The organism is Microbacterium sp. SORGH_AS_0969 (assembly GCF_030818255.1).
In the GTDB taxonomy this organism is placed as follows: Bacteria; Actinomycetota; Actinomycetes; order Actinomycetales; family Microbacteriaceae; genus Microbacterium.
This window is the reverse complement of record NZ_JAUTAG010000001.1, coordinates 2244818-2260321: the sequence shown is the minus strand read 5'-3', so window position 1 is coordinate 2260321 and position 15504 is coordinate 2244818. Positions and strand designations below refer to the sequence as shown.

16 protein-coding genes are annotated in these 15504 nt (G+C 65.9%); 4 read left to right on the top strand and 12 right to left on the bottom strand.

Annotated elements, in window-relative coordinates:
- The first annotated feature begins 49 nt into the window (after window positions 1-49).
- Window positions 50-235, top strand: coding sequence for a zf-TFIIB domain-containing protein (locus QE388_RS10475; protein ID WP_275798767.1), 186 nt, complete (start codon window positions 50-52; stop codon window positions 233-235).
- A 21-nt stretch (window positions 236-256) separates the two neighbouring features.
- Here QE388_RS10475 and QE388_RS10470 read toward each other — a convergent pair whose 3' ends face one another.
- Entirely contained in the window at window positions 257-862 is a 606-nt protein-coding gene (locus QE388_RS10470; protein WP_307385198.1) for a DUF1349 domain-containing protein, read from the bottom strand.
- Between QE388_RS10470 and QE388_RS18555 the strand changes: the two genes are divergently transcribed.
- The 3 genes from QE388_RS18555 (at window position 861) to QE388_RS10460 (ending at window position 3320) form a co-directional block, all read left to right on the top strand.
- Window positions 861-1427, top strand: a complete 567-nt coding sequence (locus QE388_RS18555; RefSeq protein WP_373426617.1) for a helix-turn-helix domain-containing protein — start codon at window positions 861-863, stop codon at window positions 1425-1427. The genes QE388_RS10470 and QE388_RS18555 overlap by 2 nt on opposite strands.
- Window positions 1428-1522: 95 nt before the next feature.
- Complete coding sequence (locus QE388_RS10465) at window positions 1523-2182, top strand: TetR/AcrR family transcriptional regulator (RefSeq protein WP_275798789.1); 660 nt, start codon at window positions 1523-1525, stop codon at window positions 2180-2182.
- 58 nt (window positions 2183-2240) lie between these two features.
- Window positions 2241-3320 (top strand): zinc-binding dehydrogenase, encoded by a 1080-nt coding sequence (locus QE388_RS10460; RefSeq protein WP_307385196.1) that lies wholly within the window; start codon window positions 2241-2243, stop codon window positions 3318-3320.
- A gap of 154 nt (window positions 3321-3474) precedes the next feature.
- On the opposite strand, the gene QE388_RS10455 is transcribed toward QE388_RS10460, so the two are convergent.
- The 11 genes from QE388_RS10455 to QE388_RS10405 all read right to left on the bottom strand — a co-directional run bounded on the left by QE388_RS10455 (window position 3475) and on the right by QE388_RS10405 (window position 15276).
- The gene (locus tag QE388_RS10455) at window positions 3475-4971 is read right to left on the bottom strand and encodes an aldehyde dehydrogenase family protein (RefSeq protein WP_307385195.1); all 1497 of its coding nucleotides are present in this window, start codon (window positions 4969-4971) and stop codon (window positions 3475-3477) included.
- The gene (locus QE388_RS10450; protein WP_275799488.1) at window positions 4941-5132 is read right to left on the bottom strand and encodes a hypothetical protein; all 192 of its coding nucleotides are present in this window, start codon (window positions 5130-5132) and stop codon (window positions 4941-4943) included. Before QE388_RS10450 ends, QE388_RS10455 begins: the two co-directional genes overlap by 31 nt.
- Window positions 5129-8581, bottom strand: coding sequence for a pyruvate carboxylase (locus QE388_RS10445; RefSeq protein ID WP_307385194.1), 3453 nt, complete (start codon window positions 8579-8581; stop codon window positions 5129-5131). Before QE388_RS10445 ends, QE388_RS10450 begins: the two co-directional genes overlap by 4 nt.
- Before the next feature lie 85 nt (window positions 8582-8666).
- Window positions 8667-9443: an HpcH/HpaI aldolase/citrate lyase family protein gene (locus QE388_RS10440; RefSeq protein WP_275799490.1), complete on the bottom strand. Its 777-nt coding sequence runs from the start codon at window positions 9441-9443 to the stop codon at window positions 8667-8669.
- Window positions 9444-9488: 45 nt separating this feature from the next.
- Window positions 9489-10625 (bottom strand): zinc-binding dehydrogenase, encoded by a 1137-nt coding sequence (locus QE388_RS10435; protein WP_275799491.1) that lies wholly within the window; start codon window positions 10623-10625, stop codon window positions 9489-9491.
- Window positions 10622-11185 (bottom strand): nuclear transport factor 2 family protein, encoded by a 564-nt coding sequence (locus tag QE388_RS10430; RefSeq protein WP_275799492.1) that lies wholly within the window; start codon window positions 11183-11185, stop codon window positions 10622-10624. Before QE388_RS10430 ends, QE388_RS10435 begins: the two co-directional genes overlap by 4 nt.
- Before the next feature lie 81 nt (window positions 11186-11266).
- The gene (locus QE388_RS10425; RefSeq protein WP_307385192.1) at window positions 11267-12247 is read right to left on the bottom strand and encodes a cyclase family protein; all 981 of its coding nucleotides are present in this window, start codon (window positions 12245-12247) and stop codon (window positions 11267-11269) included.
- The gene (locus QE388_RS10420) at window positions 12244-13215 is read right to left on the bottom strand and encodes a LysR family transcriptional regulator (RefSeq protein ID WP_275799495.1); all 972 of its coding nucleotides are present in this window, start codon (window positions 13213-13215) and stop codon (window positions 12244-12246) included. Before QE388_RS10420 ends, QE388_RS10425 begins: the two co-directional genes overlap by 4 nt.
- Window positions 13212-13700: an HtaA domain-containing protein gene (locus tag QE388_RS10415; RefSeq protein ID WP_275799496.1), complete on the bottom strand. Its 489-nt coding sequence runs from the start codon at window positions 13698-13700 to the stop codon at window positions 13212-13214. The genes QE388_RS10420 and QE388_RS10415 overlap by 4 nt, the downstream gene beginning before the upstream one ends.
- On the bottom strand, window positions 13697-14011 hold the full coding sequence (locus tag QE388_RS10410) for a 2Fe-2S iron-sulfur cluster-binding protein (protein ID WP_275799498.1): 315 nt from the start codon (window positions 14009-14011) through the stop codon (window positions 13697-13699). Before QE388_RS10410 ends, QE388_RS10415 begins: the two co-directional genes overlap by 4 nt.
- On the bottom strand, window positions 14008-15276 hold the full coding sequence (locus QE388_RS10405; RefSeq protein ID WP_275799499.1) for a cytochrome P450: 1269 nt from the start codon (window positions 15274-15276) through the stop codon (window positions 14008-14010). Before QE388_RS10405 ends, QE388_RS10410 begins: the two co-directional genes overlap by 4 nt.
- Between the last annotated feature and the right edge of the window lie 228 nt (window positions 15277-15504).

Genomic DNA, 15504 nt, shown 5'->3' with positions numbered 1-15504 from the left:
CGGGGTTGAATGGAGGCTCCACGCACGACCGCGAGCTTGTGAGACCACCATGACGTACGGAGACCTCCGCGACGACGCCCAGCCCATCTGCCCGTCGTGCGGTATCACGATGCACCCCCTGATCGATGAGGGCCTCGAGGCGGACGAGTGCCGCGACTGCGGGTTCCGGCTGGCGTGGGCCGACGGCTCCGACTCCTCGGATACGGGCGACGAGGCTTCGTCCGGCTGGTGGTGAGCGCGCGCGGAGGCGACCGGGTCAGTCTCCGCTGCGCAGGTCGGCGACCGTCCGATGCTCGAACGCGATCTCGTCGAAGGCGACGCGGCATCCCTCTCCGGTCGGGCTCTGCACCTCGAAACCGACGGTCAGGGCATCGGCGACGCCCGGCAGCGTGAACGCCCGGACGAAGCTCCACCCCTCGCCGTCGTGAGCGTGGAAAGCCAGGAGGTTCCCCACGCGCGCGATGCGGAGCCGCGCGTCGGGCGCGTGCACGACGAACCCGTTGGCGTCGTCCGAGACCCCCTTCGTCACGACCGAGACGACCATCGACGCTCCGGCCGGGGACCGCTCGAAGCACAGCTTCGCCCACGTCGTGTCGTCGACCCACGCGAGCAGGACCCCCGCGTCGAACGTCGCCCCGAAGTCGGGTGTCACCCGCGCGGACAGCGTGAAGTCCCCCGCCGGCGGCGTGCCGAGCAGGGTGTGCGCGTTGAGCAGCGTCTCGGCCGCGACCCCGCTGACCCCGCTCGGGTCGACGAAGAGATCGGTTCCGGCCGGAGCGGTCCCTTCGATTCCGGATGCCGTCGGCATCCACGCCGATCCTTCGGAGGCGTGGAGGGCGAAAGGGAGGGTGGGAAGGTGCATGGCATCAGCTTCCCAGGAAGCGGCGCGCGTATGCCATTCCGCGCGGCTCGGGCCAGCCAGGCGCAGACCGACGAGAAAAGCGCCGGAGAATCTCCGGCGCTTCTGTCTGACGGTCTTGGTAGAGCCGGTACACCGCTACTCGGATAAATCCGCGCTACTACCGCCACCTCTTGTGGAACTGCAGAAACTGGCTGATCTGGCGCCAAATTCGCCTTTCTCCGCTACCCCAGGAGAGCAGGTGAGTCGATCACTGCGCCGACGTCTCGAACCGGCACAGATCAAGCGAATCGTCGCCGAGTACGAGTCGGGCGCAACGACTCCGAGTCTGTGTGAGACCTACGGCCTGTCAAAGACCGGCATTCTTCGCTTGCTTCGAGACGAGGGAGCAACACTGCGACGTCAACCGCTCACAAGCGACCAGGTCGAGGTCGCACGAACGCTGTACGAACACGGCCATCCGATCGCCACTATCGCGTCTCGCCTCGGCACCAGCTACAACAACGTACGGCAGCGACTCATTGGGGAGGGAGTCCAACTGCGACCGCGCGGCGGTAGCCACAAATGATGTGACTCGCCCCGGCGTTACAAGAGCTTCCCGCCACGGTGTTGCCCAGCCTGAATTTCCTCCTTCTCGTGAGCCATTTATGAGACACTTGTATCATGGGTGAATTCGAGGGAGATGCTCGCCAGGCGAAATCTCGTGCCCGTCTGCATACGGCCGTGCTGGAAGCAGCTGCGTCGACGCCGATCAGAGACGTGAAGATCACCGACGTGGCATCACGCGCGGGAGTGGGAAGAGCGACGTTCTATCGGCACTCCCCCTCACCTGAAGCTCTGTTGGAGGAAGCGCTCCGTTCCGAACTGGACGACCTGCGCGACGCGGGACTTCGCGGGGATATCCGGGATCCGCTCGCGCGGCGACTGCAGTTCGAAGCGACCTTGATGAAGGTGGTCGGGCATGTCGTCCACCGGGAAGCGGTGTACGCCCCGGCGCTTCTGTTCGATAAAGCGCCGGGCGTGACCTCGATGCTGATCAGGCATGTGCACGATTCGGTGATCCTCAGTCAGAAGACTCTCGGGTTAGATACGTGGAACGGTGGAGACGCCCCGCCAGCAGATGTCGACCCTGAATTCTTCGCAGAGGCGGCTGCCAATGGTTTCGCCCACTTGTTCGTTGGGGTGCTGACCAGTTGGCTCCGCTACGTCGAGGACCGGAACCCGCGCACGTTCCTGCGCGTCTTCAACACCGTCGCCCCGCACTGGTGGCTGACGTCTGACGCCGGGATCACTCCCCTGGATGACCTGATCCATCAGGCCTAGTTGGGTCGCCGTCGGCGACCCCGTTCGAAGATGAATGGAGAACATGATGAAGGCAGCCGTGACCCTCAAGACAGGGAAGGGCTTCACCACCACCGAGATCCGAATCGCTGACCCCATCGGTCGTGAGGTGCTTGTCGACGTCAAGGCGTCTGGCCTGTGTCTCACTGATCACTCGCTGATGGCCAACGACTTCGGGTTTCCGCTGCCGGCCGTTTTCGGCCACGAACTCGCTGGTGTCGTCGCTGCAGTCGGACCGGATGTCACCGAGTTTCAGGTCGGCGACCACGTGGTCGGCTGTCTTGTGCAGTGGTGCGGCAGATGCCAGCCCTGCATCGAGGGCATCCAGACCGACTGCCTCAACCCGCTAGCGGTCGAGCGCAGCGCAGGAGAAGAGCCTCGCCTGGTTGGATCGGACGGGCCGGTCTACCAAGGGATGGGGCTCGGCGGGTTCGCAGAAAAGGCACTCGTCCACGAGAACCAGCTCGCCCGTGTAAACGACGAGATCCCCTTCTCCCGCGCGGCGCTCCTCGGTTGCGGGACCGTCACCGGCGCCGGCGCTGTCATCAACAGCGCCAAGGTAGCTCCTGGCGATACGGTCGCGGTCATCGGCACTGGCGGCGTGGGCCTGAACGCCATCGCCGCTGCTCGTCTCGCTGGCGCGAAGACGATCATCGCTGTCGACATCCAGGACACCAAACTGGACATGGCGACCCGCTTCGGGGCGACGCACGTCGTCAACTCTCGCAACACCGACCCGGTCGAGGAGATCCGTCGTATCAGCGGCGGCGGGGTGGACTACGCCTTTGAGATTATCGGCCTGCCCGCCACTCAGATGCAGGCCATCGCCGCGGCCAAGACGAGCGGAACAGCGGTCCTCGTGGGCATGGGCAAGCCAGGCGCGAAGATCGAGATCGAGACGTCCGCAGCGTTCCTTGCGACGCACAAGACCATCAAGGCAGTGATGATGGGCTCGACCAACCTGAAGCGCGACATCCCGTTCTACGCCGATATGTACGTCGCGGGACGTTACAACCTCGACGATCTCGTCACGAATGAGATCTCGATTGATGAGATCGATGAGGCGTACGACTCACTGGCATCCGGAACAGTTATCCGATCAGTGATCACGAGGTTCTGAGCCGGACTATAGATCGCGGGCAGTGGCTCCGTACGTCGCTAGGCGCGCGAAGCCACTGCCCACAACGCTGATCGCTACGACGCAGAGAGGCCGCCGGAAGTGCAGGCAGTGAGCCTGCACCACTCCGGCGGCCTCTCGATCGAATGCGGACGAGTCAGCTCGACTGTCGCACTGCGGGCACCGTGACGATGAGCTTCGCGTTGGCGAACTCGGTGATCCCCTCCGCTCCCAGCTCGGTGCCGTACCCCGAACGCTTGGTGCCGTGGAACGGAAGTTCCCCAGTCGTACCCGTGGGAGAGTTCAACCAGACCATGCCCGTCTCGATCCGGGCGGCGACCGCGGCGCCGCGGTCGAGGTCGCGGGTGTAAACCGACCCGCCGAGTCCATAGTCAGAGTCATTGGCCAGTGCTATGGCTTCCTCCTCGTCCTTGACACGGAACACCATCGGAACGGGCCCGAAGATCTCCTGGCGGAAAATCGGGTTGTCCGAGTCGATCTCGGTCAAGACCGCAGGCTGGGTGAACGCTCCGGCGCGAGGGACGGGAGCACCGACGTAGTTCGCCTTGGCGCCGTGATCGACCGCCAGCCGGATCTGTGCCTCGACCTCTTCGGCCGCACTTTGAGATGACATCGGTGCCAGGGTCGTCGCCGGGTCGAACGGGTCTCCCGGAGTAAGCCCGGAGAGGGAGAACAGGAAACGTTCGAGGAATGCATCGTACATGGGGTCGAGGACGATCATTCGCTTGGGCGAGATGCACACCTGGCCGTTGACGCTCATGCGGCCGGCGACGGCGCAGCTGACTGCGAGATCGAGATCCGCGTCGTCCAGGATGATCATCGCGTCCGAACCGCCGAGTTCGAGAACGGACTTCTTCAACGCTGCGCCTGCCTGAGCTGCGACGACCGCGCCGGCGGCTTCGCTGCCCGTGAGGGTAACCCCTGTCACTCGCGGATCGCCGATCACACGCTCGATCTGTGCGCGGGTGAGGTACAGGTTGGTGAAGACGCCGTCGGGAACCCCGGCGTCGGTCATGATCTGCTGCACCGCGGCCGCACTCTGCGGCACGATCGAGGCGTGCTTCAATAGGACGACGTTACCCACCGCCAGCTGGGGGGCCAGCGGCCTGATCGGCTGGTAGTAGGGGCCGTTGAACGGTTCGATCGCGAACACGATGCCAGTCGGTTCGATGACCGTGACGGCGCTGTACGCGTCACCGGCGAACGTCTCGACGGGGCGTGAGGCGAGAAGGCGTTCTGCGTGTTGGGCGTAGTAGTCGAGAATGCCGATGGCTACCGAGATCTCGTACCGCGCGTCCGCCAACAAGCGTCCCGTCTCAAGTGTGCTGATCCGGGCTAGCTCCTCGGTGCGCTCGCGCATGATGTCCGCGGCCCGCGCCAGAATCGCAGCCCGCTCGGCTACAGGTCTCTGACGCCACGACTGGTACGCCGCGTGAGCGGCGTCGAGAGCAGCATCCACTTCGGCATCCGTCGCGTCGGGAAATGTGGCGACAGTCTCATTGGTGTATGGGTTGACGGTGGCATAAGCCATGGGGGTACCTTTCTTCTCTTCGTCGAGTAGGAGCGATGGAGGCTTGAGGGTTGCTATCGGTCGCCGTTGCTTCAGCGGCCGATCCTCGAGGCGAGGTGCCAAGCGGATGAGAGTGGTGCTGTGGCGATCGCGGCCTTGATGGCTCCGCCGAGGAGCAACGGGCAGAGGCCGGCCTTGAGGGTCTGAGTGAAGTCAAGTCCCAACGAGACGGCGAGCCAGGGCCGGCCGTTGGGCGCGGGACGGAGGGCGACGGTCTGGCTCACTTGTTGTCCTCTGCCGGGGCGGATGCGGGCACGGACGCGCCGCCCGGGGCGATGATGGCCAGGAGATCGCCCGCGTCGACCTGCTGCGTCGCGGGGATCGCGAGGTGGGAGACGGTGCCGGCGACGGGGGTGGTGATTGCGGCCTCCATCTTCATGGCCTCGATGGTGGCGATGGCCTGGCCCGCCGCCACGGTGTCTCCGACGGCGACCTTCAGGGTCACGACGCCCGAGAACGGGGCGGGGACCTGTCCGGGCTGAGCCGGGTCGGCATTCACCGCAGCCTTGGTTTCGACTGTGACCGAGCGATCGCGGACGAACACCGGCCGCAGCTGCCCGTTGAGGGTGGTCATGACGGTGCGCATGCCCTTCTCCTCGGGCTCTGAGATGGCTTCGAGGCCGACGTAGAGCTTGACGCCCTTGTCGATGTCGACGACGTGCTCCTCGCCCTGGCGGAGGCCGTAGAGGTAGTCGACGGTGTCGATCACGGACAGGTCGCCGAAGAGGTTCCGGTTGGAGTCGAACGCGCGGGTCGGGGTGGGGAACAGGAGCCGGTTCAGTGCCTGCCGACGTGTCGCGGGCTCGGCGTCGGGAGCGAGGTCGGCGCGGTCGGAGTCGCTGAGAGGGGTGACCCCGACCCTGACGTCGCGGCCCTGGAGGACCTTGGTGCGGAACGGCTCGGGCCATCCGCCGGGCAGCTCGCCAAGCTCGCCGGCCATGAACCCGATCACGCTGTCGGGGATGTCGTACTTCTGCGGGTTCTCGGCGAAGTCCTCCGGGTCGGCCTTCACCGCGGCCAGATGCAGGGCGAGGTCGCCGACGACTTTCGAGGACGGGGTGACCTTCGGGATGCGGCCGAGGATGCCGTTCGCGGCGGCGTAGAGGTCCTCGATCAGCTCGAAGTCGTCCGCGAGTCCGAGGGCGATGGCCTGCTGGCGCAGGTTGGACAGCTGACCGCCCGGGATCTCGTGCCGGTACACTCGCCCAGTGGGTCCGGGCAGCCCGGACTCGAACGGGGCGTAGACCTTCCGCACCGCCTCCCAGTAGGGCTCCAGGTCGGACAAGGCCTTCAGGTCGAGGCCTGTGTCGCGGTCTGTGTGGGCGAGTGCGGCGACCAGAGCGGATGCGGACGGCTGCGACGTGGTGCCCGACAGGGGGGCGGCGGCGACGTCGACCGCATCGGCACCCGCCGCACTGGCGGCGAGGAGGGTGGCGAGCTGGCCGCCGGCGGTGTCGTGGGTGTGAACGTGGACGGGCAGGTCGAAGCGTTCGCGGAACGCGGTGACGAGCTTCGCGGCCGCGGCGGGACGGAGTAGCCCGGCCATGTCCTTGATCGCGAGGATGTGCGCCCCGGCGTCAACGATCTGCTCCGCCAGCCGCAGGTAGTAGTCGAGGGTGTAGAGGTCCTCGCCCGGGTCAAGGAGGTCGCCCGTGTAGCAGACCGCGACCTCCGCGACCGTAGCGCCTGTGGCCAGGACCGCGTCGATCGCGGGACGCATCTGCGACACGTCGTTCAGGGCGTCGAAGATGCGGAAGATGTCGATGCCCGTGCTCGCCGCCTCGGTCACGAACGCGTCGGTGACCTCCGTCGGGTACGGGGTGTAGCCGACCGTGTTGCGGCCACGGAGAAGCATCTGGATCGCGATGTTCGGCAGCGCCTCCCGGAGGGCGGCGAGCCGTTCCCACGGGTCCTCGCCGAGGAAGCGCAACGCGACGTCGTAGGTCGCGCCACCCCACGCCTCCATCGACAGCAGCCCCGGCGTCATCCGGGCCACGTGGGGAGCGACCGCGACGAGGTCCTTCGTCCGCACCCGGGTGGCGAGGAGGGACTGGTGCGCGTCGCGCATCGTCGTCTCCGTCACCGCGAGAGCGGTCTGGGTGCGAAGAGCATCCGCGAAGCCCACCGGCCCCAGCGCGAGTAGCCGCTGCCTGGATCCCGCGGGGGCCGGGGCGGTCACGTCGATCTGCGGGAGCTTGTCGATCGGATGCACCGTCGTCACCGGGACGCCGTGGGGTTGGTTGACCGTGACGTCGGTGAGCCAGTTCAGGATCTTTGTGCCACGGTCCTTCGACGTCCGGCCACGCACCAGCCACGGTCGCTCGTCGATAAGGGATGTCGAGAGGTCACCCGCCGCGAACGCGGGATCATCCAGCACGGCCTGGAGGAACGGAATGTTCGTGGACACACCCCGGATCCGGAACTCCGCCAGACCACGACGCGCGCGCCGCACCGCGGACGGGAAGTCGCGGCCACGGCACGACATCTTCGCGAGCATGCTGTCGAAGTGCGGGCTGATCTGCACACCCACCTCGACGGTGCCACCATCGAGCCTCACGCCGGCGCCTCCCGGCGACCGGTACGCGGTGATCCGGCCGGTGTCAGGTCGGAAGTCGTCGGTCGGATCCTCCGTCGTGATCCGGCACTGCAGGGCCGCGCCGTGCAGCCGGATCGTGTCCTGACTCAGACCCATCTCCGCCAGGGTGGAGCCCGACGCGATGAGCATCTGTGACTGCACCAGGTCCACGTCGGTGACCTCCTCGGTCACCGTGTGTTCGACCTGGATGCGCGGGTTCATCTCGATGAACACGTGCTCACCCGCCCGCTCCCCCGCCGTGTCGACGAGGAACTCCACCGTGCCCGCGTTCACGTACCCGATCGAGCGGGCGAACGCGATCGCGTCTCGATGCAGCGCCGCGCGCAACTCGTCGTTGATGTTCGGCGCCGGCGCGATCTCCACCACCTTCTGGTTTCGTCGCTGCACCGAGCAGTCGCGCTCGAACAGGTGCAGGGTCGTGCCCGCCGCATCCGCGAGAATCTGCACCTCGATGTGACGCGACCGCAGCACCGCCTGCTCCAGGAACATCGTCGGATCCCCGAACGCCGAGTCCGCCTCTCGCATCGCCGCCTCCAAAGCGGGACGCAGCTCCGCCCGCGTCTCGACCCGGCGCATCCCGCGCCCGCCGCCGCCCGCCACGGCTTTCGCGAAGATCGGGAACCCGACCTCCTCCGCCCCCGCCAGCAGCTCCTCGATGTCGCGCGACGCAGGCGTGGACTTCAGCACCGGCACCCCGGCCGCGATCGCGTGCTCCTTCGCCGTGACCTTGTGCCCCGCCATCTCCAGCACGCTCGACGCCGGACCGATGAACGTGATCCCGTTCGCCGCCGCCGCGGCCGCCAGCTCCGGGTTCTCCGACAGGAATCCGTAGCCGGGGTAGATCGCATCCGCCCCCGACAGCAGCGCCACCCGGATGATCTCCCTCACATCCAGGTACGCCCGCACCGGATGACCCGGCTCGCCGATCTGGTACCCCTCGTCGGCCTTCAACCGGTGCATCGAGTTGCGGTCCTCGTACGGGAACACCGCCACTGTCGCCGCACCCAGCTCGTTCGCCGCGCGAAAAGCCCGGATCGCGATCTCGCCGCGATTGGCCACAAGGATCTTCGAGAACATCTGCACCTCTTCGTCAAAGACGCGTGGCCAGCACGCCCGCTCCGGGCCGAGCGACGCGCGTGTCCGGTCGTATGGTTGTGGCCCTTCAGGGCGCGGTAGGGGTGGCCGCCTGTCGAAGCCCGGCGAGGTCGCGTTCCGCCGCGGCGCGGAGGGTTGAGAGGTCGCTGGCGAGGCTTCCGTAGTCGGCGAGGTCGTCGAATCCGTACCCCAGCGGTGCGCCAACCCGGACCCCGACGGAGTGAGCGGCGCGGACCACCTGCTCCCAGAGTGCGATCAGCTGGTCGATGTCATCGACCATGTCGATCCCGAGGTCTTGGGAGAGATCTGCCAGGCCGAAGAACACGTAGTCGACGCCTTCCACTGCGCAGATTTCCTCGATGTGGTCGACGCCCGCCTTCGTTTCGATGAGCGGGATGATGAGCGCGTTGTTGTTCATGCGGGCGGCGTAAGGTGCCCAGTCGTCACCCGAGAAGTTCGTGGCCGGCACGACGGGGCACATGCCGCGTCCACCGGCTTGGTACCTCGATGCTTTGACGGCGCGAGCGGCCCCGTCCGCGCTCTCGATCTTGGGGACCATGACGCCTTGGGCGCCGGCGTCGAGCGTCTGCTGGATCGCTGCGTGGTTGTTCTCGAGCACGCGCACGATGGGGACGATGCCGTTGGCTTCGGCCGCCATGAGGTGCGCGCGAAGGTGGCTGTTGTCCATGATTCCGTGCTCACGGTCGATGAGGACCCAGTCGTAGCCTGCGTCGCCGTAGAGCGCCGTGATCGCGGCGTCCGTCGACATGACGAACACTCCTGCCGGGGTGTGGCCGTTGCGGATGAGTCGTTCGAACTCGGCGCGGGCGTAGAGCCTGGTCATGCGTGAAGGTGTCCTTTCGTGGTGGCGGGGAGGGGTGAGCGAAGCTCACGCAGCGTTCGCGGTGAACCGGGGTTCGACGACAATGTTGATCGCGTTCTCCCCTTCGACTCGGCCTTGCAGGGTTTCGAGCGCGAGCGGGAGCTGGTCGAAGCCGAAGATGTGCGTGCGGAGGTCGCTCAGCGGGAGCGTGTTCGCGATGATCAGGTCCGCGGCCATCTGCTGGGCCTGGTGGGTGGTTCCCATCACGCCGATGAGTCGGATGCCTTTGATGGTGACAGCGTCGAGAGGGAAAGCCGTGAGGGGCTTCCCCTTGATGCCGGCACTGGCCAGAGTGCCGCCCTTGCGCAGCATCGCGATGCCGTCGAGGATCGGCTGCTGCGCGACGGGTGAGGTGTCGATGACGATGTCGAACCCGGCGCCTGCGGTCGCCGCTGCTGCGACATCGACAACATCTTCTTCTTCGACATTGACGACGACGTCGGCGCCGAGCCGTTCCGCGAGTGCCAGCTTGTGAGCGTCTCGCCCGAGTCCGGTAGCGATGATGAGGCCGGCGCCGGCCGCTTTCGCCGCAGCAATACACGCCAGACCGCGCTGTCCGGAACCGAGCACGGCGACGCGGGACCCCAGGGTGACACCGGCGTCCATAACCGCCCACTGAATGCCGTTGGCGAGGGGATTCCACAGAGCGGCGTCGGGGGCGCTCACCTCTTGGGGGAAGTGGTACAGGACGGTGTGGGGGTCGATGTAGACGTGAGTCGAGTAGCCACCCCATAGCCCCGGGCCGATGTAGGTCGGTATGAAGCCGTAGCAGCTCGTCCGCCAGGGCATGCCGGTGCAGAACTGCGCCTGATTGCGGCGGCAGGCCTCGCAGCTTCCGCACGCGAGCCATGGGTTCACCGCCACACGGTCGCCCACCTTGAGCCCGGGATGAGCCGCGGTAGCCTCGCCGAGGTCCTCGATGACGCCGACGATCTCATGCCCGTTGATCCGTGGGTACTGGGTCAGGTCGGCTGGGTCGTAGCCGCCGCCGTGCCCCTCGTAGGCGTCGATGTCGCTTGCGCAGATGCCGTTGGCCTCCACCCGGAGAAGCGCCGCGCCAGGGACGAGGCTCGGAAGCGGGATCTCCTGAAACTCGTGACTGTCGGGTCCGGTCTGGACCAGGGCGGTAGCGGTGGAGCTCATCGCGTCGCCTCCACGAGTTCTGCACGGCGGGTGATGGCAGGGTCATCGGCATTTCTGCTTCCCACGGCAAAGCCGGGGACCATGCCCATTCCCTCGTTGCCCACCGCTCTGGTCATCGAGCCGGGGACCGTGGTCCGGCTCTGGATCGCCCAGCGGCCGTCCTTGCGGGTGAAGTGATCGACATACCGTCCGGAGGAGATGGCCTCGAACGGCTGCGCATCACCGTCCGAGGCGAAAAGGCTCGCCTGCGGGTTCACGCTCTGCCAGACGAGGAAGTACGTCTCCACGAAAGCGGAGTCGTCCGAAAGAAACTCGATCATCGTGTTGCTGACATGGTGTGCCGAGTACGCGATCGTCTGATGGCGGTTCGCGACCCACTTGATGAAACCGTCGACGTCGCCCTTGTAGGCGCCGTGGTCGTCGATCCCGTCTGCATGGAACACTTCCCTGAGCTCATCGAGCTGGAGGCGGTCGACGGCGTGGCAGAACTGGTGGACACGGTGCTGGATCTCGGCTCGGTCCGCGAGGCGATCCGGGGCGAACTGACTTGACGAAGGCATTGGGCATGCTCCTTATACAGATTGGTGTTGTGTGGCGTCTGCTGGCCAGAAGGGCGTTCCGGCGTTCGCGGTTGGTCGGCGTCAGAGCACCGCGACAGGGTTGAGGGGGCTGGACGTCGCTCCGACGAACCTCCACGGCAGAGCGGTGAACAGGAACTCCCACCGCTTCTCGGCTTCGCAGGCCCGCGCCAAGGCAGTCAGGTCAAGGTTGTCCATCAGCCACAGCCCCATCGCCACGAGGCTGACGGCGTGGATCGGGCGGGCGAAATCGAAGTCGTCGACCTGCGCGGGCTGCACGTCGTGCGTGCCGTCCGCGCCCATGGCGGCAACGTCCCGGTCGTGAAGGAAGGGAAGGCAGGAGATGTCGAGTCCGGCCTGCACGCCGTCCAGGGGTCCCGGGTTGGCAGTGCGGTACACCGGTCCGAGGGTCTCCAGGGCGGCGGCGTTGCCAGTGTGGATGAGGAGGACGTCCCCGGATCGCACCTGCACACCTTGTCGGCGTTCGGCCTCGAGGAGCTCGTCGACGTGAACGGCGTGGCCGCGCTCGAGGTAGGGAACACCGTGGAGCCCGGCGATGTCGAGCAGAACCCCGCGGGTGATGATGCCCTCGGTGGCGTGCGAGACCGAAAGATGGGCCGACCCGATCGTGTTGTTAGATGCGCTCGCGGGGAAGCCGTTATAGAACAGACCATCCCAGTAGTAGTGGCCTAGCCCGTCGAGGTGTGCGTTGCCGCCGTGAGGGCTGAGCGTGATCTCTTCGCCGACCGCGTCCCAGCGGGCCTCTTTACCGAGCAGGTGACGCACCTCGCCGACCTTTGAATCGCGTTGCACGTTCGTCACTCCGGAGTGCAGCGGGTCTGGGCGCAGGGGGTCGAGGTTTCTGGCCAAGGAGATGGCGGTGCCGCTTCGCACGTTCGCGGCTGCGCGGCGTCGGACCTCCGGGGTGATGAGGTTCAGCGTCCCGAGGCGGTCGTCCTCACCCCATCGCCCCCAGTTGGAGAGCGTGGTGAGGTACTCCTCGATCTGCGCGATGTGGACTCGATCCCGTTCTGCTGTTGTCATGGTGATGCTCTCCTTCCCGCCGGCGGTTCATTGCCGTGAGCGCTTGTAGATGATGGGGGAAATGCCGGCTCGGCACCGTACAAGGCCAAGTACCGGTTCTTCAGGTCGTCCACGATCTCCGCTGCCAGCGGGCTCATCCGCGTCCCGGCGAGCGAAAACACGGACAATTCGCTACTGGAGATGGCGAGTTCGATCGTGATCGGGAGGCGCACCAGACCGTCTCCTGGACGCTGGGTGGAGGCCACGATCAGCGCGTCTGAGCTGGATGCGATGTCCACGAGCATCCCGTAGTCGTCCACCTGGAGGCTCGACGCGAAAAGGTAGCGGTCCCGTTCGCTACCCAGGGACATCAGGTTCTCGCTCCACGCGGTCCCCGAGATACGCGGAAAGGCGAGAAGATCCTCGATCGTCACGCGCTCCTGCTCAGCCAGCGGGTGCCCTGGCCTGACAAAGAAGTTGGGCGCGAAATTCCCGAACACCTGCTGACGCACACGGGTCGATCGCCGCCGCACGGAGGGCAGTCCAAGGTAGAACTCGATCTCACCGTCCAGGAGCAGCTCGGTCATGAGATCCGACGTGCTGGTGTGCACGCGGACGCGCAGATCAGGGGTGGATAGAAGTCGATCCTTGAAGAACCCTGGAAGGACGACACCCCCGAGCATCGGTCCAATGCCGAAGGAGATGGTCGGGACCGCGCGCACTGGCATTCCCGTCATTCGGCTCTCCATTTCGTCGAGATCGTGGAGGATGGCGTCGCTGCGCTCGAAGAGCTCGGTCCCGGCCAGGGTGAGTGTGATCCCTGTCCGTCCGCGTTCGCGTTCGATCAGCCGGGTCCCCAGATGCTCTTCGAGGGATTGGATGCTGCGAGAGAGTGCGGATTGGGAGAGGTTGAGTGCCTCCGCGGCGCGGGTAAAACTGCCTGTCTTGACCACGATGAGGAACTGGCGGAGCTTGTGAACGTCGATCATGGAGCGACCCTAGGGTCGGGCTGAAGACGCGACAAGCACGTGAGATCTGCTCCGACGACGGTCACCGGGTCCATTCTCGTTCCGGGCTGGTAGACGTCGTCGAAGAGCACGGTGCCCGCATCGGTGAGGTGCGCATCCAGGATCTGCTCGTCAGCCGCTGTCGACTCACGCGGTGTGAGGGTGCAGACGATACGGCGGCTTGGCGGCACAGACCGTGACGTGGGTTCGACGATCGAGAGCACCAGCGCGTTGTTGTACGCCTCGATCCGCGGATCGATGATCGTCACGCCCAGCATGCCGCGGTAGGCCGACAGCGTCGCTCTGCCCGTGAAACAGAGACCACCATCTCCCTCGCTTTGCGGAAAGCAGAACTCCCCGTTCTGCATGTATGCAGGTGCCGAGGTGTCTTCGGACCCGTCGTCGATGGCGCGGACGTACTCCCGGAAGCTCTGCTTCACACCCCAGCGCAGGATGCCGTCCGTCACTGGGCGTCGGCGATCCGTACGCAAAGGCCTGCAAGTTCGGGTCGGACCGCGATCTGGCACGCCAGCCTGCTTGAGGGGCGCGCACTGTCGACCATGTCAAGCAGTTCCCGCTCGTCACGGGACTGCGGATCAATCCCGTCCGGAGCGTCGTCGATGTACACGTGGCAGGTGCCGCACGACATCTCGCCGCCGCATTCCCCGACGATCTCGGAGATGTCGTTCTGCAGAGCTGCCCTCATCAGGGACTCCCCGTCCGACGCTTCGACGAGTCGTTCCGCTCCGTCGGGGAGTACGTACACGATGCGCGTCATCGGGCGCTCACCGCCGACGAGACGGACGTGTACGCCACCTGCATCGAAGTGAAGCCGTTGACGCCGTAGTCCGCGATCCAGTTCGGCTCCGCATCCGAGACCGGGCGCAGGTCGGGGAAGGTCTGAAGGACCCGCGGAATGAGGGATGCGAGTTCGAGTCGCGCGAGGGCCCGTCCCAAGCAGAGGTGGATCCCGGTTCCGAACGCGAGGTGGTCGTTGGGGGTCCTTGTGATGTCGAAGCGGTGAGGGTCCGGGAAGACCGTCTCGTCCTTGTTGGCCGACGCCAGGAAGCCGACCGCCCAGTCGCCGGTCTTGATCCGCTTCCCGTTCAGGTCGAAGTCACGGGTTGCGACTCTGAGCCGGCTCTTCGTCGGGGTGGCCCAGCGGAGGACTTCCTCGATCGCGGGCTTGGTCAGGGACGGGTCATCGAGGAGTGCCGTACGCTGGTCCGGGTTGAGCATGAAGGCCCACAGGCCGACTGCTGCAGCGTTGCGTGTGGTCTCGAGGCCGCCACCGATCATCGTGGTGAACCACATCCGCATCTCGTGGATGCTCAGTTCGTCGCCGTCGATCTGCAGTTGGCCGATCACCGTCGCGAAGTCGTCCTTCGGGTCCTTCCTACGGGCGATCGCGAGGTCCTGGCAGTAGTCCAGGAGCTTGCCCATTCCGACGTTGTACGTGGCGACCGGGTCGTTGTCGATCACCCATCGCGGATCCGCGGAGGCGAGCCACTGCCAGGACGCCTCGCGCAGGTACGGCCAGTCCGACTCCGGCACACCGAGCATCCGGAGGATCACCTTCACGGGAAGCTCGGCTGCGATGTCCTCGACGAGGTCGCACTCCCCTCGCTCCGCGACATCCGCGATGATCTCGTCGACGATGCCGGACACATCCGAGCCGAGGCGTCCGATCGCGGGCACGCTGAAGTGCTTGTTGATCGGAGCCCGATACAGATCGTGGACCGGGTTGTCGTTGGTGGCCGGGTTGATGTCCCACCCCTGCGCGTGGCGCTCCTCGGGCGTGCGCCGCTTCGGTGAACGGGTCACGCGCGTGTCCCACCGGTTGCTGAAGAGATCGTCGCGGAGCAGATAGTCCTTGACGTCGTCGTAGCGCGTGATCGACCAGTGAGGCCGACCGTATCGCTCGTTCTCAGTCCAGTGCACGGGGTCCTCGTCCCGCATGGTCTTGAACACGTCGTGGTACTCACGCGTGGTGTACCAGTGAGGGTCAAGAAGCTTGTTATCGATTGCGTGCCAGTCGGTCATCGTTGTCCTTCCGCGAGGCTGAGGTCCCATGTTGACGCGGGGCCTGGTCGAGTGTCCAATGCATCTTGTAGACCCGAAAAATGCGGGAAACGCATCTGAGCTTTGTGCGTTGGAGGAATCTTTTCCCCGCGGAAGATGCATTGGACGCGCGTCTGCTCATCCAGTTGGCTTAGCTCGACCGTGGCGACGATGTGCGGATGCTCTTCCCCGTCGATCGCATAAGGGAAG